The sequence below is a fragment of the Sandaracinobacteroides hominis genome, from assembly GCF_016464365.1.
GTDB lineage: Bacteria > Pseudomonadota > Alphaproteobacteria > Sphingomonadales > Sphingomonadaceae > Sandaracinobacteroides > Sandaracinobacteroides hominis.
Genome location: NZ_JADCUC010000005.1, coordinates 1 through 19,756, shown reverse-complemented (window position 1 = coordinate 19,756; position 19,756 = coordinate 1). Strand labels below are relative to the sequence as shown.

Below are 19,756 nucleotides of genomic sequence, written 5' to 3'. Positions count from 1 at the left end.
CCCCGTCGCCGCTCAGCTCTGCCAGCCGCCACCGAGCGCGCGGAAAAGATCGACCTGCGCGGTGGCGATCCGTGATTCCGACAGCGCCAGCGCCGCCTCGGTCACGGCGAGCGAGCGTTCGGCGTCCAGCAGTTCGATGGAATCGATCTTTCCTTCGCGCAGCTGGACGCGGGCGATCCGCGCCGCGATCTCCGCCTGCGTGCGCGCATCGTTCAGCGCCGCCCGCCGATCGAGCGCATGGGCATAGGCCGAAAGCGCCGTTTCGGTTTCCTGCAGCGCATTCAGCACAACGCCGTCAAAAGTGGCGAGAGCGGCGGCTGAGGAAGCCTCGGCCTGCGCGATGCGGGCGCGGCCGGCCAGCTGGTTGGGGAACGACCAGTCGATCAGCGGCCCCAGCAGCCAGCGGAACGGCCCGCCGCTGAACAGGTCGGCGATGGATGGGCCGGTGGCGCCGATCGAACCGCCGAGGCTGATCTTCGGATAAAGATCGGCCGTCGCTACCCCGATCCGCGCGGTGGCGGCCGCGAGCCTGCGCTCGGCCTCGCGCACGTCGGGCCGGCGGGCGATCAGTGCCCGGCCATCGCCCACCGGGATCGCCTGATCCAGCCGCAGCACGGTTTCGCGGGCGGACGCGGCCGTTGGCAGGTCGGCGGGGGCACGCCCCGTCAGCGTGGCGAGGCGGAACAGCGCTGCATCACGCTCCGCCCGGATCGACGGCAGCTGCGCGCGCTGCTCATCGCGCAGGGAGGCGACGCGGGCGACGTCCAGCCGCGTGCCGCGCCCCGCCTCGAAGCGCTTCGTGGTCACCGTCAGCGTCCTGTCGATCAGGGCGACGCTGCGTTCCGCCACCTGCAGCCGCTCATAGGCGGCGCTGGCGTCGGCATAGGCGCGGGCGGTCTCGGCGGCGACTGCCACCCGCACCGCATCGCGGGCGGCCTGCGCTGCGGCGGCATCCTGTTGCGCGGCCTCGATGGACCGGCTGACCCGGCCGAAGAGATCGACTTCATAGGCGACCGACAGCCCGACATCGTAACTTTCGCCGGTCCGGCTGGCGCCTGCCGGCACCTGCGATTCCGCTGCCCGGCCATAGCTGGCGCCGGCGGTCAGCTGCGTCTGCGGCAGGCGCCCGCTTTTGCTTTCGCTCAGAAGGGCGCGGGCGCGGGCGAGGTTCGCCGTGGCAACGCGCAGGTCGGTGTTGTGGGCCAGCGCGTCTGCCACCAGCCCGTCCAGCACCGGGTCGCTATAGAGCCGCCACCATTCGCCCGCCGGCTCGGCCGCGGTGAAGGCGGCGTTGTCGGCGGCGATGAACGGGCCGCCGGCGACGGGCGCGATCGGCGCCGCCTTGTAGTCGGGGCCGGTGGCGCAGGCGGCGAGCGTGAGAAGGCTGGCCATCGCAAGGGCAATCGGCAACTTTCTGGTCATGGCTATAGCTCCTTATTCCGCCGGCAGGGCGGCAGCCTGGGCCGCGCCGGGCTTGCGCTTGCCGCCCAGCTGGCGGAGCGCGACGTAGAAGATGGGGGTGAAGACCAGCCCGAAGGCCGTGACGCCGATCATCCCGAAGAAGACGGCGGTGCCGAGCGCCTGCCGCAACTCCCAGCCGGGTCCGGAGGCGGTGGCCATCGGCAGCACGCCCAGGATGAAGGCGAGGCTGGTCATCAGGATCGGGCGAAGACGGGCGCGCGCGGCTTCCACCGCTGCCTCCAGTGCGGTGGCGCCGCGCTCTTCGGCCTGCTTGGCAAACTCCACGATCAGGATGGCGTTCTTTGCCGCCAGCGCCACCAGCACGATGAGGCCGATCTGCGTCAGGATATTATTGTCCATCCCGCGCAGGTTCACGCCCAGCATCGCCGCCAGCAGCGTCATCGGCACGATCAGGATGATCGCCAGCGGCAGCACCAGGCTTTCGAACTGCGCCGCCAGCACCAGGAAGACGAACAGCACCGACATGGCGAACACGAACGCCGCCACATTGCCTGCCTGCTTCTGCTCATAGGCGATGCCGGTCCACTCGCCGCTGAAGCCGGCCGGCAGCTTTTCGGCGAGCGCCTCCATCGTGGCGATGGATTGCCCCGAGCTGTGCCCGCTCGCGCTTTCGCCATCGATCTCGACCGCGGGGAAGAGATTGTAGCGGGTCACGCGATAGGGGCCGGTCTTGTCCGCGAAGGTCGCGACCGCGCCCAATGGCACCATGCCGCCGGAGTCGGAACGCGTCTTCAGCTGGGCGATGTCGGACGGGTCGTCGCGGAATGGCGCGTCGGCCTGTGCCATCACCCGGAAGGTGCGGCCCAGCAGGTTGAAGTCGTTCACATAGGCGGACCCCAGATAGACCTGCAGCGCCTCGAACACGCGCGCCGGTGGCACGCCCAGCATGTCGGCCTTGGCGCGGTCGACATCGGCAAAGATGCGCGGGCTGGCGGTGTTGTACAGCGTGAAGACGTTCGCGAGCCCCTTGTCCTGATGCGCCGCTCCGATCAGGCCGCCGGCGGCCTGTTCCAGCGCCTGCGGGCCGGCGCCGGCGCGGTCCTGCACCATCATCCGCCAGCCACCGCCGCTGCCGATGCCCTGAATGACCGGCGGCGGGATCACGAAGATCATCGCCTCGTCCATGTCGGCAAGCGCTGCGCGCATGTCGTTCTCGATATGGGTCGAGCTGCGGTCTGTGCCGGTGCGTTCGTCGAACGGCTTGAAGGTGACATAGGTGGCCGCCGTGTTCGAGGCCTGCGTGCCGGAGGCGCCGTCGAAGCCGGAGAACATCACCGCCGCTTCGGTGCCGGGGACGGCGAGGAGCTTCTTCACGGCCTTCTTCAGGACACGGTCGGTCTCTTCGATGGAGCTGCCGGGCGGCAGCTGCAGCACGGCGAGCGAATAGCCCTGGTCCTGCGCCGGGATGAAGCCGGTCGGCGTCGCCCAGAACAGCGCGCCGGTGGCCAGCACCAGCGCGGCATAGCAACCCAGCATCTTCTTCGGCGCGCCGGAGACGCGGCGGGTGAAGCCACCATACCAGCCGGAGAGCCGATCGAAGCGCGTGTTGAAGGCGGCCCCGGCGTTGAACACCATCCGCCGCCAGCCGCTCTCCGGCGCATGTTCGGCGCGCGGCTTCAGCAGGCGGGCGGCGAGCGCGGGCGACAGGGTGAGCGAGAGAATCAGCGAAATCACCGTGGCGGTCGCAATCGTCACCGCGAACTGGCGGTAGAATTCGCCCGAAATGCCGGTGAGGAAGGTGGTCGGCACGAACACCGCGCACAGCACCAGCACGATGGCGACCAGAGCGCCGGAAACCTCTTCCATCGAGCGGTGCGCCGCCTCGCGCGGGGGGAGGCCCTGTTCGATGTTGCGCTCGACATTCTCCACCACGACGATGGCGTCATCGACGACGATTCCGATCGCCAGCACCAGCCCGAACATCGACAGGCTGTTCAGCGAATAGCCCAGCGCCGACAGCATGGCGAAGGTGCCGATCAGCGAGACCGGAATGGCGATCACCGGGATCAGCGCTGCCCGCCAGCTCTGCAGGAACACCAGGATCACCAGCACCACCAGCACCACGGCTTCCAGCAGGGTATCCTGCACGGCGGCCATGGATTCGCTGATGAACTCGGTCGGGTTCCAGATGATCTTGTATTCCAGCCCCTGCGGGAAGCTCTTCGCGGCGGTTTCGAACTCGGCCTTGATCGCCTCCGCCGTCGCCAGCGCATTGCTGCCCGGCCGCTGGGTGAAGGCCATGATGAGCGAATCCTGGCCCGACAGATAGCCGTTCACGCCATAATCCTCCGCGCCCAGTTCCACCCGCGCCACATCGCGCAGCCGGATAAGCGCACCGGACGGATCGGTGCGCACCACGATGGAGCTGAACTCGTCGACGGTCTTGAAGCGCCCCTGCGTTTCCACAGCGAGCTGTTGGGCGACGCCGCGATCGAACGGCGGTGCCCCGACGGTGCCGGCGGCCACCTGCACGTTCTGCGAGCGCAGCGCCTGCACGATATCGCCGGCGGTCATCCCCAGCGCGGCGGCGCGACCGGGATCGATCCACACCCGCATCGCATAGTCGCGCGCGCCGAACATCTGCACGTCGCCGACGCCGTCGATGCGCTGGAACCGGTCCTTCAGCTGGGTCAGCGCATAGTTGGAGACATAGCCGCGATCGAGCGAGTTGTCGGGCGAGAGGATGTTTACCGCCATCAGGAACGAGGGCGAGGTCTTGCGCACCACCACGCCCTGCCGGCGCACCTCCTCTGGCAGGCTGGGCTCGGCCAGCGCGACCCGGTTCTGCACCAGCACCTGCGCGGTATCGAGATCGGTGCCGATGCGGAAGGTGACGGTGATCGCCAGCTTGCCGTCGCCGGTCGACTGCGACGACTGGTAGAGCATGTTGTCCACGCCGTTGATCTGCTGCTCGATCGGCGCGGCGACGGTGTCGGCAACCGTTTCGGCAGAAGCGCCGGGATAGTTGGCCGAAACCGTGACCGTGGGCGGCACGACATCGGGATATTGCGCGACCGGCAGCCCGAACCAGGCGATAAGGCCGACAATGGTGATGAGGATGGCGATCACGCCGGCAAAGATCGGCCGGCGGATGAAGAAATGGCTGATGCCCATGGCGGGTTCTTTCGGTTGCCTGTCCGGCCTAGTTGGCCAGCGTCGCCTGCGAGGCGGTGGGAATTTGCGGGGGTGCTGCTGCCGCGACCTGCACCGGCGGATCGATCCGTCCGGCGCGGGCGTTCACCTTGGCCCCGGGCTGGGCGAACTGCATGCCCTGGATCACCACCCGATCGTCGGGCTTCAGGCCGGCGCGGATGCTGCGCAGGCCGCCGACCATCGGGCCGGGTTCCACCGGGCGGGCGGCAACGGTTCCGTCTGCCGCCACCACGAACACCAGCTTGCGCGCCTGATCGGTGCGGACAGCGGCGTCGGGCACCAGCAGGGCCGGGGCGCTGCCGCCGCTCGTCAGCCGCATGTTGCCGAACATGCCGGGGGCGAGGAAATAGTCCGGATTGGCGATCACCGCCCGGCCGCGCATCGTGCCGTTGCGCGGATCGATGGCGTTGTCGGTGAAATCGACCTTGCCGCGCCAGCTATAGCCGGCCTCGTCCTGCAGGCGGATTTCCACCTGCTGCGACGCGTTGGCGTCACGCTCGCGCAGGCCCTTCAGATAAAGCGCCTCCGAGCCGTCGAAGCTGAAATAGATGGGATCGAGCGCCAGCAGGGTCGTCAGCAGGGACTCGTTTGCGCTCACCAGATTGCCGGTATCGACGCGGCGATCCGAAATCCGCCCGGTGTTGGGGGCGCGGATCCGCGTGAAATCCAGATCGAGTTGCCGCGAGCGGACGGCGGCCTCGGCCGCGGCCGCCTCGGCAGATTTCGCCGCGGCGCGCAGCGTGTCCACTTCCTCCTGGCTCACCGCTTCGTCGCTGACGAGGCGGGCGGCGCGGGCATATTCGCTGCGCGCCAGTGCCAATTGCGTCTGCGCGGAGGCTGCCCGGGCGCTGGCCTCTGCCAGCGCCGCCTGGAACGGCCGCTGGTCGATGGTGAACAGCAGCTGCCCCTTCTGCACGATGTCGCCATCGCGGAAGTGGACGGCGACCAGCTGGCCCGAGACGCGCGGGCGGATTTCTACCGCCTGGCTGGCCTCGAAGCGGCCGGTGTAATCGTCCCATTCCGTGATGGCGCGCTGCAGCGGCGTGCTGACCGTCACGTTCGGCGGCGGCGGGGCATCGGCCTGCGCTTCGCTGCCGCTCGCCAGCCAGCTGCCGGCGCCGGCGGCCGCGAGCAACAGGGCGGCGATCAGCCCTGCTCTGGCGCGGCGGGAGAAGCGCGGGGCGGGCTGCTGCAGAAGCTCGGGAACTTCCGCTTCGGCCGTCGATTCGAACTTGTTAAGCTGTTGATACATGGGGAAATCCGTTCAGATATTGGAGGAGGCGGATCGCAGCAGATGCACATGCACCTGGCTGAAGCCGGCGCCGACGAAATGGGCGATCTCGCGGTCGGGCAGATATTTGCCCATGTGATGGTCGACGACGACAAAGCGGCGCAGCGCCTCCAGCCGGGGGTCGGCCAGCCTTGGCGTGCGCTGCCGGCCCAGCAGGGCGTCGAGCTTGCTGGCGAGACGGCCGGGGGCCTCGATGCTGGAAAGCGGATCGCGGCGGGCAATGGCCACGACCGACCATTCGAGATCGGTGAAGCCCTGGGTGTCGGTGCGGGCGGCCATGCGGGCGTCGGCGGCATCCGAGAAATCTCTATAGGCCATGGGACGGCTCCCCTTTTCGGAACGGGTTGCTTCGGGCGTGCAGGCATGGCTCCGCCATCCCCGCAAATCGGGTTGTTCGGTTGGGGTCACGCAGGCCGGCAGGCGCCATCCGGAAAGGGGTGGCGGCGGCTGGCGCGGACGGGCGGTGCGTGGGTGCGGGCCGCAGATGCGATCCCGCGTCAGGCTATGAGGCTGATGTTTCCGGCGGCTGCAGCATGGCGGCTTCCCCTGTTCGGATCGCCGACTCCGTGCCGTCGATCATTTCATACTGATTGGTATAAATATCGTACTGCGCTGCGTCAAGGGCTTTCTATACCGCCCGGTATTTTTATTCAAGCACGGTTAACGCCGCGATTCCGGCACCCCGGAAGCTAGCGCGACGGCCAGACCAGCAGGGTCGTCTCCACCAGCCGCTCCAGCTCCTCGCGAGAGGCGCCGGCGCCAGCCTGCACGGCCATGCCCTGCAGCACGGCATAGAGATATCCGGTGATCGCTTCCGGATCGATATGCGCCGGCAGGTCGCCTTCGTCGCGGGCACGCTGCATGCGCTCCACCAGCTTCACGCGGCCCTTGGCGCCCCGCGCCAGTACTTCCTTGCGGATGGATTCGGCCTCGGCGCCGCAGGCGACCGAACTGATCACGCCCAGGCAACCGTGCGGCTCGCTCTTGCGGGTCTGGTTCTCCAGCGCGCCGCGCATGAAATGCTCGGCCACAGCGCGCGCCGACGGCTCGGCCAGCGCCTCGCCCACATAGGCCAGCTTCTCGGTCTCATAGAGGTCGAGCGCCTTGCGAAACAGCTCTTCCTTGTTGCCGAAGGCGGCGTAGAGACTGGGCCGGGTGATCCCCATGGCCTCGGTCAGGTCGCTCAGCGAAGCGCCCTCATAGCCCTTGCTCCAGAACACGTGCAGCGCAGCGGCCAGCGCTGCTTCCGTGCAGAACTCGCGCGGTCGCCCGCGCACGGCCGTTGGCAGATCAGTTTCCATAACGAACGGTATATATAGCGTCTGCGGGAAAAATCCACTCCCCTTGCCGCCCGCAACGCGCCCTGCCCCGGCCATCTGCCATCCGGAACCGCCGGGCCGCCAGCGCGGAATACGGCCCCCTGAGACGCGATAAGGACCACGAATTGACAAATTCGACCGTTGGTCTATAAACAGGACTGTAATTCTGCAACTCTGCGTTGCAGTGATTCGGGGGTCATGCACTTGGGGCATTTACGCTTTGAAATCCGATCTTTGCCGTGACCTGGATCGCGGATGCGCCGGCCTCGTGCATGGGCCGGCCGCGTCCGGGTGCGTCCACCTTTTCTCCAAAGGATTTTGTCGATGCGAGCTGTTGCAAGGCCAGGGATGCGGACAGGGCGGCCGGTTTCGGGACTGTCGGGCGGCACCATGCTGTCGCGCCCGCTGCCGGCCATGGCGCTTGCAATGGGGTTCGTGTTGCTGGCAGGCCCCGCGCACGCGGCGAATTTCAGTGTCTCCAGCGACGCGGATCTGCGCAACGCCATCAACAACGCGAGCGATGGCGACAGCATCACCTTCCAGAACAGCATCACGCTGGAGAGCAACCTGCCGGTCCTGGAAAAGGACCTGACGATCAACGGCCTCTATCACACCCTGTCGGGCGCCGGCCAATATCGCGGCCTGTTCGTGCAATCCGGCAATGTGGCGGTGAACACGCTCACCATCGAGAACAGCCTCGCGCAGGGCGGCAACGGCGGCAGCGGCCGGCCCGGCGGGGGCGGCGGCGGCGGGGCTGGGCTTGGCGGCGCGATCTTCATCGGCAGCGCGGCGCAGGTTTCCCTCAGCGATGTGTACCTGAAGGACAATGTCGCACGCGGCGGCAATGGCGGGCCCAGCGAAGGAGGTGGATGGGCCTTCACCAGCGGCGGCGGCGGCTATTTCCCAACCGGGGCCGATGGTGGCAACGCCAGTCTGGTCGCCAGCGGCGGCGGCGACGGCGCAGACAATGACTATGGGGGCAATGGCGGGTTCGGCGGCGGAGGCGGCGGCTCCGGCCAATGGGTGGGCGGCGTCGGCGGCCTTGGCGGCGGGGGCGGCGGCAGCAGCGGATCGACCGTGGCGGCTGGCGGCCTGCTGGGCGGCAAAGGTGGTGCGGGGGGCTTCAACAACGGCGAAAAGTTTGGCGGCGGCGGTGGCGGCGGCGCCGGTCTTGGCGGCGGGGTTTTCGTCGAAAGTGGCGGCTCGCTTGTCTTGAACGGGGCATTCAATTTCACGGCGAACAGCGCGGCCGGCGGCGCTGGCGGAACCGGCCATATTTCAGGCGCAGTGGGTGGCGCGGCCGGCGCCGGCCTGTTCCTCGCCGGCAACGGGAAACTGGTTGTCAACACAGGCGCAAACCAGATCGACCGTTTCCTCGACAGCATCGCCGACCAGACCGGCTCAGGCGGAACCGGTGCCAATGCCGGCAGCTGGTCGCTGGAGAAGTTCGGCAGCGGCACGCTGGTGCTGGAGGGGGCCAACAGCTATTCCGGGGGCAGCTTCATCAACGAGGGCGTGGTGGAGGGCAATACCGGCAGCATCCGGGGCAATATCCACAATAACGCGAAGGTGGTGTTCAAGCAGGATAGCGACGGCACCATCGCCGGCGACATTTCGGGCACCGGCTCGATCTTTCAACAGGGCTACGGCACGATCACCCTATCGGGAAACAACAGTTTTTCCGGTGACATATCGGTCGAAGACGGCACAATGCTGTTTGCGTCGGAGGCCAGCCTCAATCAGGGCCAAGGGGCCATCCACCTCACAAGGGGCCATGTTGGCTTCGCCATCCCGAACGATCAGACTGCAAACCGCAACATCGAGCTGACGATGTTCGGCACCATCCTTGTTCCCTGGGCCGGGGCGTTTCCGCCGGGAAACGGCCGGATCACCTGGAGCGGGACAATCAGCGGCTCGGGGACGCTCTTTGTCAAAGGCGGCGGTCACCTGCAGCTGACGGCCTTCAATAGCTACACCGGCGGCACCTCGATCGAGGATAGCGAGCTGATCTTCACGAACGAGTTCAATCTTGGCCTGGCAAATCCCGGCGATACGATCGAGATGGAAAACGCCACCCTCTCAACGACCGACGAGGCTGTCGCGGGGCTCTCCATCAATCGCTCGCTCCAGATAACCGGCAGGAACATCCTGTTCGTCGCGCGCAATCCGCTGGTCTGGGCAGGCGAAATCCTTGGCGATGGCACCTTGGTCAAGGACGGTGACGGTGTCCTCCAGCTGACCGCGACAAACAGCTATGCGGGCGGCACGGTTGTCGAGCGCGGCGTGCTTCAGATATCGTCCAACTTCCAGCTTGGGGCGCTCGGCACCAGCGTGACGCTGCTGAACAACGGCATGATCCACTCGACGGAAGACCTCAACATCGACCGTCCGATCCTGCTGTCGGAGGGCGGCGGCGGGTTCCTGATCGATTCGGGCAAGACCGTCGTGCTCAGCGGGACAATCGGGCTGAACTCAGCGCAGAACGCCCCGCTCACGCTCGTCGGCAACGGCACGCTTGTGCTCGACCTGCAGGCACAACCCCAATTCACGGGCCTCAACAATTTTAGCGGCACAGTCCAGGCTGACACGCGCAACCTGAACGGCAGCATCGCCTTCGATACCAATGCCCTCAACACCAACGCGCGCAGCGTCGTGTTCGACCAGGATTTCGACGGCACGTTCGCCGGCAGCATAACCGGCGTCGGCGACACCCTGGGCCTGGGCAGCATCACAAAAACCGGCGCCGGAAAGCTTACTCTGTCGGGCACGAGCAACTACAGTTCGCAGGTAGCCGGCCTGGCAGAGGTCACTGTTTTCGAAGGCACCCTGCAAGGCACCAGCAACAGCCTGAAAGGCGCGATCGCCAACAACGCCGCGCTGATCTTCGATCAGGATTTCGACGGCACCTATGCCGGCAGCATGAGCGGCGCCGGCACGCTGACCAAGAACGGATCGGGTAAACTCAACCTGACCGGCACCAGCAGCGTCGGCGGCGGCACCACCATCAACGCCGGCGGCTTGGCGGTGAACGGGCCGCTCACCAGCAACATCGTGCTGAACGCCGGCGGCACGCTGAGCGGCGTTGGCAATATCAAGGGCGACATCACCAACAATGGCGGCACCATCCGGCCGGGCAATTCGATCGGGCATCTGGTCATCGACGGCAATTTCACCCTGAACAGCGGATCGCTGGGGATGGAAATCGACGCCAGCGGCAACAGCGACCGGATCAGCGTGGTCGGCGCCGGGCACCGGGTGACGATCAACGCGGGAACGCTGGAGATCATCGCCGACCCCGGCCGATATGTGCCCAACACCCGCTATACGATCATCAGCACCGAGGCCGGCGGAAAGGTGCGTTTCGACCGGGTGTCAGGCGGCGTCGGCTTCCTGAAGCCGCAGGTGTCGCTGGACGCCAACAACATCTATGTGACGCTGGCGCTGGCTCCGGACGCCTTCCGCGCGGCCGGACTGACCGGCAACCAGCAGGCGGTCGGCGCCGCACTCGATACGCTTGCCGCCGGCGGCAATGTCGGCGGCATCGTGACGACCATGGCCAATCTGCAGGTTGCACAGGCGCCCGGAGCGCTGCAGATGTTGAGCGGGCAACCCTATGCCGCTCTGCCCACGGTGAATCTGCGCGCCAGCCAGCTGTTCACGAACATGGTCGGCCAGCAGATGTCGGTCGCACGCGGGGGCAATCCGGGCGGCAATCGCGCCGCGCTGGGTGAACCCGGTTCCGGCTTCTCCGTCTGGATCACCGGCATCGGCAGCAAGGGCAGTGTCGATGGCGACGGCAATGCCGCCGACCTTGACCATTCGCTGGGCGGCGCCGCCTTCGGGCTCGACTATCGCCTGAGCTCGGAATTCCTGCTCGGCGTTGCCGGCAGCTATGTCAGCGGCTCGCAGTCGGTCGATGGCTTTACCTCGGACACCGATGCCGAAACCTTCGGCATCGTCGCCTACGCATCCTATGGGCAGGGCGCGCTGCAGGTCGACGGGCTGGCCGGCTATGCCAGTGCCCGCAACAAGCTGGACCGCGATGTTGCCAGCGCCGGGCTTTCGAACGGGACGGCGATGGGCAGCAGCCGGGCCGACCAGTTCCTCGGCCGGATCGATGCCGGCTACCGGATGGCGCTTGGCGCTTCGGCGCGCAGCTCGATCACGCCCTTTGGCATGCTGGACGTCGTGGCGATGGACAGGGGCGGCTTCACCGAAACCGGCAGCGGCGAATATGCGCTCGTAGTGGAGGGCCAGTCCACAACCTCGGCGCGTACGACGCTGGGCGCCGATCTGGACATCGGCCTGAATGCCGGCAAATCCGTGCCGGTCGACCTTGGCCTGCGGCTGGGCTGGGCACATGAATTCGGCGACACGGGCAGGTATATGACGGCGGCCTTTGCATCGGCGCCGGACGCCGGCTTCACCGTCTATGGAGCGGAAATGCGGCGTGACAGCGCGCTGATCGGTCTGTCGCTGGCCGCCAGGCTCAGCCGGAACTGCTCGCTGTTCGCCAGCTATGAGGGCGAGCTCGGCAACGGCAGCCACAACAACCAGCTCTGGGGCGGCATCAGGCTAAGCTGGTGACGCCGCAGGCGCCGACAGGCAGCTTCGCTTGCCGCGACGCGATCCCCGATCACGTCGCCGCCTCCCGGGCGAGGAGCTTGCGCTTGCGCTCGACGCCCCAGGCATAGCCGGAGATCGCGCCATCGTTTCGGACGACGCGATGGCAGGGGATCGCGATCGCCAGCCTGTTCGCGGCGCAGGCGCCGGCGACCGCCCGCGTGGCGGCGGGTGCGCCGATGCGGGCAGCGACGTCGGAGTAGGACACGGTCTGCCCGGCGGGAATATCGCGCAGCGCCTGCCAGACGCGCTGCTGGAACGCGGTGCCGCGCACGTCGAGCGGCAGATCGAGCCCCATCTGCGGCGCCTCGACGAAGCCGACGACGCTGGCCACAACCGCCTCATATGCAGCATCGGCGCCGATCAGCGCCGCCTTCGGAAAACGGTCCTGAAGGTCTCGCGCCAGCGCGTCGGGATCGTCGCCCAGAAGGATGGCGGCGACACCTCTGGCGCTCGACGCGACGAGGATCGTGCCGAGCATCGTCTCGCCGAGGGCGAAGCGGATCTCTTCCTTCGCCCCACCGTCGCGAAAGCGCGAGGGGGTCATGCCGAGCATGGCGTTGGAGGCTTCGTAGAAGCGGCCGCTGGAGTTGAAGCCGGCATCATAGATCGCCTCGGTCACACTGGTCTCGCCCGCCAGTGCCTCGCGGACGCGCCTGGTGCGATAGGCGGCCCCATAGGCCCTGGGCGTGAGGCCCGTATGGGCCTTGAAGATCCGGTGGAAATGGCCGGGGCTGACCCCGAGCGCATCGGCGAGTTCCGTGAGCGATGGCACTGTCTCGCTGGTCTCGATCAGGCGGCAGGCGCGGGTCACCATCCCGGCCTGTGCGACCTCTGCGGCCGGCCCGTCGGGCTTGCACCGCTTGCAGGGCCGGAAACCGGTGCGGCGTGCACTTTCCAGCGTGTCGTGGATGGTGACGTTCCGGGGGTTGCAGCCGCGCGACGGGCACGACGGCCGGCAATAGATGCCCGTCGTATCGACCGTGTACCAGAAGAGGCCGTCGGCGCTCTTGTCGCGGGCGACGATGCGCGCCCATCGCGGATCGGCGAGGATCGCCGGTTTCCGGTCGGAATGCTTGTCCTGGCTGATCATGGGTTCGTCCTCCGCATCTTCGATCCAGAGCTATTCCAACGCGATATGGGCCGCACTCCGACTCTTGCTTTCAAATCAGGAGAAGGCGCTCCACTTCTACGATGGCGATGCGGAAATGCGCCTTTGCACCAGCGGCAGCTGGTCGTTGCCGAAATACATATATGTGCCGCCGACGAAGAAGGTGGGGGAGCCGAAGGCACCGCGGTCGATCGCCTCCTGCGTGTTGGCGCGCAGGCGGTCCTTGATTTCCGGGGTTTGCGCGCGTTCGGCGAGGGCTGCGCCGTCCAGGCCGGCCTCGTTGGCGATTGCGATCAGAACCGTCGGATCGTCGAGGTTGCGGGCGTCGGTGAAATAGGCGTTGAATGCCGCTTCAGCGAAGCGGAGCAGCGCCGCCTGATCCGGCTCCAGCGCGCAGCAGAAGCGCATGGCGTGGACCGACTTCACCGGATGGTATGGCGAGGGGAAGTGCATCGGCACGCCGGCAAGCGCCGCCCATTCCTTCAGCCAGACGAAGCTGAGGCGCATCTTCGGATTGTCCGCGTTCTGCCGCGCGGCATAGACGCTGTCGTTGACGGCGTTGAACACACCGCCGACCAGGAACGGGCGCCAGCTTACCGGCGCGCCGTTGGCGTCGGCCCATGTGCGGAAGTTGTGGAAGGCGATGCAGGTCCAGGGCGAGGAGAGATCGAAGAAGACTTCGGTGGCGATCATTGGACGTCGTCCTTTATGCCGAACAGCAGCTTGCGGGTTTCTGCATCTGCCTGCGGCTGGCGGTTGATACGGTCGCGGCCGACTTCCATGCCGCGGCGGAGCCCGGGGCGTTGCTTCACCTGCTCGTACCAGCGTTTCAGGTGGGGGAAGGCGGGCAGGTCGATTTCCTGCGCCCGATAGGTCTGGATCCACGGGAAGCAGGCCATGTCGGCGATGCTGTAGTCGGCGCCTGCGACATGTTCGTTTTGCGCCAGTTGCCGGTCGAGCACGCCGTAGAGGCGGAGCGTTTCGGTCCGGTAGCGCTCGGTTGCGTAGGCGATGCGGTCCGGGGCGTAGAGCTTGAAATGCCCGTGTTGCCCCAGCATCGGCCCCAGCCCGCCGACCTGCCAGAACAGCCATTCCAGCACCGCCTTGCGGTGGCGCACGTCGGTGGGGAGGAACTGGCCCGACTTTTCCGCCAGATAGACAAGGATGGCGCCGGTTTCGAAGACGGAGACGGCCTCGCCGCCATCGGCCGGGCCATGGTCGACGATGGCCGGAATGCGGTTGTTCGGGCTCACGGCCAGGAACTCCGGGGTGAATTGCTCGCCCCGGCCGATGTTGATCCATTTCACCCGATACGGGAGGCCGCACTCCTCCAGCATCACGGTGATTTTCCAGCCATTGGGCGTCGGCGCTGTCAGCAGCTCGATCATGCGGGCATCTCCATTGCCGGGCGAAAGCCGGCCCCATCAAGCAGAGCGATGCACGCGCGTTCAACTGGCTTTTCAGACACGGTCCCGGCATTCGGCCCGCCCATTCCGGCAACGCTGGACACGCTCGCAATGGTATGCAGTGTTGCAAACATCGATCGGAGAGAACCTGCCATGAGTGCCACCAATCCCACCTGCGAAGTCAGCTGGTTTTCCGCGCTGTGCGACGACGACTATGAGTTTCTGGGCGTTCCCGACCCGCTGCTCAGATCCAGCTGGGAGCATTGCCGCGATATCGTGATGCAGGCCGACAGCCTGGGGTTCGACAATATCCTGCTGCCGTCCGGCTATGCGCTGGGCATCGATACCACGGCGTTCGCCGCCGCCATCGCCACGCTGGTGAAACGCATCCGCCTGCTGATGGCGGTCCGCATCGGCGAGAGCTGGCCGCCGCAGCTGGCCCGCCAGATCGCCACCATCGATCGCATCCTGGGCGGCCGGCTGACCATCAACATCATCTCCTCCGACCTCCCCGGCGAAACGCTGGAATCCGCCCCGCGCTATCGGCGCACGGTGGAGGCCATGCACATCCTGAAGACCCTGCTGAACGGCCAGCCGCTCGACCATGACGGCGAGTTCTGGAAGCTGAAGGTGGAGCCGTCCGGAGTCTCCATGGTGTCGGGCAAGGCGCCGCCGCTCTATTTCGGCGGGCTTTCCCCCGACGCCCGCGATGCTGCCGCGCGCGGCTGCGACGTGTTCCTGATGTGGCCCGACCGCGAAGACGTGGTGAAGGACATCATCGCCGACATGACGGCCCGCGCCGCGAAATATGGCCGCACGCTGAAGTTCGGCTATCGCGCCCATGTCGTCGTCCGCGAAACCGAGGCCGAAGCCCGCACCGCCGCAGACCGGCTGCTTTCAAAGCTGGATGCAGCGCAGGGTGCGGCGATCAAGGCCAAGTCGCTGGATTCGAAATCGGCCGGCGTGAATGCGCAGCTTGCCCTGCGCGAAACCGCAGCCGCGGACGGCTACGCCGAAGCGCATCTGTGGACCGGCATCGGCCGTGCGCGCTCCGGCTGCGGTGCGGCAATCGTCGGCGACCCGGATCAGGTGCTGGCGAAGCTCGAACGCTATCGCGCGATGGGGATCCAGGCGTTCATCTTCTCCGGCTATCCACATGCGGCAGAGGCGGACCTCTTTGCCCGCCATGTCCTGCCGCGCCTGCCGCATGGACCACTGATGCCCTGAACCGGGGCGGGCGGGGGCAGCGCCTCCGCTCGCTCAGCTCACCATTTCCGCGCGGATGGTAGCCCGCGCCATCCAGAACAGCGGAGTTCCCCGCGCATGGAACGCCAGCGCCGTTGGTTCCAGCTTCCACCCGACCGCACCACCTGTCCGGAACACGGGCAATGACTGTCGAAACCAGCCAAGAGTGGATTCACGTCACTATGGAATGGTTAGCCCGCGAAAATCGCGCCCAGCTGAGAACCAACCAAAAATGACGCAAAAACGCTGACATGCACCCCTGATTGGTACCGTTCAGAAGTAGAGTCCTTTGCTTTGGTGGCTGATGGTTGATGTGATGGCAACGGGGTTGGGGGCATGCCCCCAACCCCGTTGTCCGGCGATCTCGGCGGGGGTGCGTCCGCCCAGTTTCGAGTGCGGCCTGACCGTGTTGTAGTCATGCTTCCAGGCAGCCAGGATCGATCTGGCGTGGGCCAGCGATGTGAACAGCGTCTCGTTGAGGCATTCGTCGCGCAGCCGGCCGTTGAACGATTCCACGAAGGCGTTCTGCGTCGGCTTGCCCGGCGCGATGTAATGCCATTCGACCTGGCGTTCCTGTGACCAGCGCAGGATCGAGGTCGAGGTGAGCTCGGTGCCATTGTCGCTGACCACCGTCAGCGGCTTGCCGCGTGCGGCAAGCACACCATCCAGCTCCCGCGCGACCCGGGCACCTGACAACGACGTGTCGGCCACCAGCGCCAAGCATTCCCGCGTAAAGTCGTCGACCACGCGCAGGATGCGGAAGCGCCGTCCACACGCAAAGGCATCAGATACGAAGTCGAGGCTCCAGCGCTGGTTCGGCCCCTGCGGCATCGTCATCGGCGCTCTGGTGCCCAGCGCCCGCTTGCGGCCGCCGCGGCGGCGCACCTTCAACCCTTCCTCCCGATAGATCCGCAGCAGCTTCTTGTGGTTCGGCGCCAGCCCTTCTCGAGCCAATAGATAGCCCAGGCGCCGATAGCCGAACCGCCGCCGTTCGCCGGCCAGCTCGCGCAGCCTGACGCGCAGGCCCGCATCATCAGGACGGGTCGGTTCATAGCGAACCACCCGCCTGGCAACACCGATCAGACTGCACGCCCGCCGCTCGCTCAGCCCGAACTGCTCCCGGGCATGGGCAACCGCATTCCGCTTCGCGTCGGGCGTCACCATTTTTTGCAGAGATGTCTTTCAACACCGCGATGTCCAGCATCGCCTCCGCAAGCAGCTTCTTCAGCTTGGCGTTCTCATCTTCCAGCGACCGCAGCCGCTTGGCCTCAGAAACCTCCAGGCCGCCGTACTTGGCCTTCCATTTGTAGAACGTAGCCAAACTGATCCCGTGCCGTCGGCAGACCTCGGCGGTCGCCATCCCCGCCTCCTGCTCCTTCACGATCGCGATGATCTGCTCGTCTGAAAACCTGCTTCGCTTCATTCGTCCGTCTCCTCGGGAAACGGACTCTACTCAAAAATGGCGCCAATTCAGGGGTGCATGTCAGATACCTTCGCATTGCCGTCCATATCCGCCTGCGGCCACATTGCATCGGTCTCGGTAATTTGCGTGCAGAACCCGGCCGCTAGTTCATCAAGCCCTCTGCTCGCAGGCTGCAATGGCCCGTTCTGCTGATAACTATGTGATCCAACACCAGCACCCCGACTGTCTTGCAGCCGTCGGCGATATAGCGTGTGAACCGAACGTCTTCCGGTGAGGGGGTGGGGACACCGGAGGGATGATTGTGAGAGATTATGATGGCGGTAGCGCCCACCTCGACGGCCTTGAGCACGATTTCCCTCGTATTGCACGTGACGCCATCGACTGTTCCGGTGGCAATTATCTCATCGTGAACCAGGTGCAGGTGGGGGCCGAGAAAAAGAACTCGGAGAACTTCGGTTGGTCGGTGCGCCATGTCTGCATGGAGATAGTCCAGGACAGCTTCCGTGTTTTGCATAATTGGGCGGTCCTCCGAGGATCGCCGCAAGGTCAGGGTCATTGCGTTGGCAACGAGTTGCAATACGTTAATTTGATCTTGCGAGGCTCCATAGAATTTTAGCCGAGTGGGATGGAGGGAAAATGCCGCTGCAAGGCTTCCGGCGCGCTCCAGAATCTTTCTGGCCGCGTCCATCGGATCTGAGCTTTTGCCCATCGCACCGAAAAGGCCGGAAAGGACGCCGATGTCTTCCGGCAATACTGTTCGGCCGATGCTCTGATGAAGCGGCTTTGGGGATTTATCATCCACGCACATGAGGGATGAGGTTGAGCTCATTTCGATTTGACCCTCACTTCGAATGCTGAACCAATGCCGAGCGCTGCCAGAACGAGGTAGGCCCAGATAACTACCGCAATGCCGTAGGCCTCCGCATCTACCGGCCCGCCGACCAGGCGAGTGATGTGCACGACAATTCCGGTGAGTTGAAACGATGCGGCAGCCAGCGGCCAGTATCTATCTGATCGTATGGCGGCCACGATGAGCGCTGCGAGCAGAGCTATATCCACCAACAGGATGCCATACTCCACCTCACCGAACGTGCTTGTTTGAACAAGTGGCGTCGCGATCGACGCAATCAGGATTGTCGCAGCGATAAATCGCTCCCATCGGCCGCCAGCCACTGCTGCGGTCAGAAGCGCTATGGAGAGAGCCAGAAAGTAGAGGATGTGATCAATGTGCACTGGCTCTCTCCTCGGCTTCAGGCTCGGCTTACGCTGCTACCCGCTGTGCTGTCTCGACAGCTTTCACGATGGCGGCATGGCTCGGCTTGTCGACAAACCCGCCAAAATTGTGCGGCCTGAGACCAATTTTCTCCTGTGTCTCAGCGAGAGAACCATGGACCGAAATTGCGCGCCGGCGCGCCCTGCTGAGCATGCTCATCGTGGCCACCACCTGCTCGATCGCCTCTTGGCCGACAGCGGCCGAGACATTGGTTTCAAGGCGAGCCACAGGCATGAATGCTGCCAGCTCGGCAGCGTTGCGAAACGCCTCGTCGATCGCTTGTTCAGTAGCAAAGAGCTTGTTCGCCATTTGACGTGCAGTGCGCATCTTGTTGTCGGACATTGTTGTTTCCATTCCATTCAACATTTGGACCCAAAGGGGGTCAATGTTGCATGGCGGACAGGGCTTGAAGACCAGAGAGGACGCTGGTGAACGTCATTGCTGCCAGGAAAGTAAGAACGAGAATTATTCCTATTCGCTTGCTGGCAGTCATGTTGTTCTGTCGGCCCCAAAAAGATCCTTCGCTCTTATCCTCCAGCGGCACATTGCCTCCAAAGGTCAAGCCCTCCGAGCCGAATATTGACTGATCCTCGTGCGCATTATGTTCCAGCGAAACTCGTTGTTCATGCAGCACGATCGAATAGTCCACATTCGGGCCGGCATATGCCTGACGATCAATGTTGTCGTTGGTTGGTGAGAACTCTGGAATGTCCGATGCTTGGTATACCAACGTCTGGTAGGGCGACGCTTCCGCAGCGGCCCGCGGTTTGGCGCGTTCAGAAGCATCTCGGTCGTCGGTCTGGTATACCAAGCGTTGGTATCCCGAACCTTCCGTTGCAATCAGCATCTTTGCAGCCTCTGTTCGGCTAGGAACGCCGATCGTCTTCAGGGCCTGCTTGAGCCGTTGATCAACCGTGTGGGGAGATATGCCCAAAACGCGAGCAATCTCTTTCGATGTCAAATGCGTATATACCAGCCGGAGGCATTCCTTCTGACCTTCCGTGAGCCGCTTCACACCCCCTGCGTTCGCGGCGCAATCAATTTCCATTTCCCATGCAACTCCAACACCGATGCAACATTCCGATACCCGCTTGTTAACCTCGCATTGATAGATATCAAGCTTTTATAGCGAGTGTTGCACTTGTTAAAAGTCGCCAAACTTGATGAGGATTGATCGGAAAAATGTCACTATAACTGGCAGAAAATAATGAACTACTTAATAGTTCACATTTAACTATTTTTTTATGGCTTTGCATAATTGCAAGATTTGTTTGGTAGAGCTGGATATGTAATTCCAGAATGCTAGGCTCAGGACTCATTGACTGATCCGGAAGATGACGGTTGCGGCGATGCAGATGGCTGAGAAGAAGGTGTGCGCGCAGGGGGCGTATCTGGTGTGGATGCGCCTCCAGTCTGTGAGGCGGCCGAAC

At 65.0% G+C, this 19,756-nt stretch carries 16 protein-coding genes; 2 read left to right on the top strand and 14 right to left on the bottom strand.

Annotated elements, in window-relative coordinates; genetic code table 11:
- Positions 1 to 12: 12 nt before the first annotated feature.
- From IM784_RS11365 to IM784_RS11345, 5 genes are all read right to left on the bottom strand, one after another.
- Positions 13 to 1,422 (bottom strand): efflux transporter outer membrane subunit, encoded by a 1,410-nt coding sequence (locus tag IM784_RS11365; RefSeq protein WP_199555465.1) that lies wholly within the window; start codon positions 1,420 to 1,422, stop codon positions 13 to 15.
- Positions 1,423 to 1,434: 12 nt separating this feature from the next.
- Complete coding sequence (locus tag IM784_RS11360) at positions 1,435 to 4,596, bottom strand: efflux RND transporter permease subunit (protein WP_199555464.1); 3,162 nt, start codon at positions 4,594 to 4,596, stop codon at positions 1,435 to 1,437.
- A 28-nt stretch (positions 4,597 to 4,624) separates the two neighbouring features.
- Positions 4,625 to 5,887 carry an efflux RND transporter periplasmic adaptor subunit gene (locus tag IM784_RS11355; protein ID WP_199555463.1) on the bottom strand — a complete coding sequence of 421 codons (1,263 nt, stop codon included), beginning with the start codon at positions 5,885 to 5,887 and terminating at the stop codon, positions 4,625 to 4,627.
- 12 nt (positions 5,888 to 5,899) lie between these two features.
- The gene (locus tag IM784_RS11350; protein ID WP_199555462.1) at positions 5,900 to 6,244 is read right to left on the bottom strand and encodes a hypothetical protein; all 345 of its coding nucleotides are present in this window, start codon (positions 6,242 to 6,244) and stop codon (positions 5,900 to 5,902) included.
- 371 nt (positions 6,245 to 6,615) lie between these two features.
- Positions 6,616 to 7,227, bottom strand: a complete 612-nt coding sequence (locus IM784_RS11345) for a TetR/AcrR family transcriptional regulator (RefSeq protein WP_199555461.1) — start codon at positions 7,225 to 7,227, stop codon at positions 6,616 to 6,618.
- A 366-nt stretch (positions 7,228 to 7,593) separates the two neighbouring features.
- On the opposite strand from IM784_RS11345, the gene IM784_RS11340 reads away from it, so the two are divergent.
- Positions 7,594 to 11,832 (top strand): autotransporter domain-containing protein, encoded by a 4,239-nt coding sequence (locus IM784_RS11340; protein WP_207791748.1) that lies wholly within the window; start codon positions 7,594 to 7,596, stop codon positions 11,830 to 11,832.
- A 49-nt stretch (positions 11,833 to 11,881) separates the two neighbouring features.
- Here the strand turns inward: IM784_RS11340 and ada are convergent, their stop codons facing one another.
- The 3 genes from ada to IM784_RS11325 all read right to left on the bottom strand — a co-directional run bounded on the left by ada (position 11,882) and on the right by IM784_RS11325 (position 14,367).
- Positions 11,882 to 12,961, bottom strand: coding sequence for a bifunctional DNA-binding transcriptional regulator/O6-methylguanine-DNA methyltransferase Ada (gene ada / locus IM784_RS11335; protein WP_199555459.1), 1,080 nt, complete (start codon positions 12,959 to 12,961; stop codon positions 11,882 to 11,884).
- 96 nt (positions 12,962 to 13,057) lie between these two features.
- Entirely contained in the window at positions 13,058 to 13,672 is a 615-nt protein-coding gene (locus IM784_RS11330; RefSeq protein WP_199555458.1) for a 2-hydroxychromene-2-carboxylate isomerase, read from the bottom strand.
- A complete protein-coding gene (locus tag IM784_RS11325) occupies positions 13,669 to 14,367 on the bottom strand; it encodes a glutathione binding-like protein (RefSeq protein ID WP_199555457.1) in 699 nt (232 codons plus the stop codon). The genes IM784_RS11330 and IM784_RS11325 overlap by 4 nt, the downstream gene beginning before the upstream one ends.
- A 171-nt stretch (positions 14,368 to 14,538) precedes the next feature.
- Here IM784_RS11325 and IM784_RS11320 point away from each other — a divergent pair, with 171 nt between their 5' ends.
- Complete coding sequence (locus IM784_RS11320; protein ID WP_199555456.1) at positions 14,539 to 15,612, top strand: LLM class flavin-dependent oxidoreductase; 1,074 nt, start codon at positions 14,539 to 14,541, stop codon at positions 15,610 to 15,612.
- Positions 15,613 to 15,903: 291 nt separating this feature from the next.
- On the opposite strand, the gene IM784_RS11315 is transcribed toward IM784_RS11320, so the two are convergent.
- From IM784_RS11315 to IM784_RS17645, 6 genes are all read right to left on the bottom strand, one after another.
- Positions 15,904 to 17,053 (bottom strand): IS3 family transposase gene (locus tag IM784_RS11315; protein ID WP_408015293.1). Its coding sequence is split into 2 segments (ribosomal slippage): positions 15,904 to 16,801 and positions 16,800 to 17,053, totalling 1,152 coding nucleotides; the frame shifts between segments, so codons are not numbered across the junction.
- A gap of 142 nt (positions 17,054 to 17,195) precedes the next feature.
- On the bottom strand, positions 17,196 to 17,804 hold the full coding sequence (locus IM784_RS11310; RefSeq protein WP_199555454.1) for a JAB domain-containing protein: 609 nt from the start codon (positions 17,802 to 17,804) through the stop codon (positions 17,196 to 17,198).
- 74 nt (positions 17,805 to 17,878) lie between these two features.
- A complete protein-coding gene (locus tag IM784_RS11305; RefSeq protein WP_199555453.1) occupies positions 17,879 to 18,286 on the bottom strand; it encodes a hypothetical protein in 408 nt (135 codons plus the stop codon).
- Positions 18,287 to 18,314: 28 nt separating this feature from the next.
- Positions 18,315 to 18,668, bottom strand: coding sequence for a hypothetical protein (locus tag IM784_RS11300; protein ID WP_199555452.1), 354 nt, complete (start codon positions 18,666 to 18,668; stop codon positions 18,315 to 18,317).
- A 40-nt stretch (positions 18,669 to 18,708) separates the two neighbouring features.
- Positions 18,709 to 19,374: a helix-turn-helix transcriptional regulator gene (locus IM784_RS11295; protein WP_199555451.1), complete on the bottom strand. Its 666-nt coding sequence runs from the start codon at positions 19,372 to 19,374 to the stop codon at positions 18,709 to 18,711.
- Between the two features lie 67 nt (positions 19,375 to 19,441).
- Positions 19,442 to 19,756: hypothetical protein (locus tag IM784_RS17645; protein WP_207791747.1), on the bottom strand; the 315-nt coding region annotated here is incomplete at its 5' end.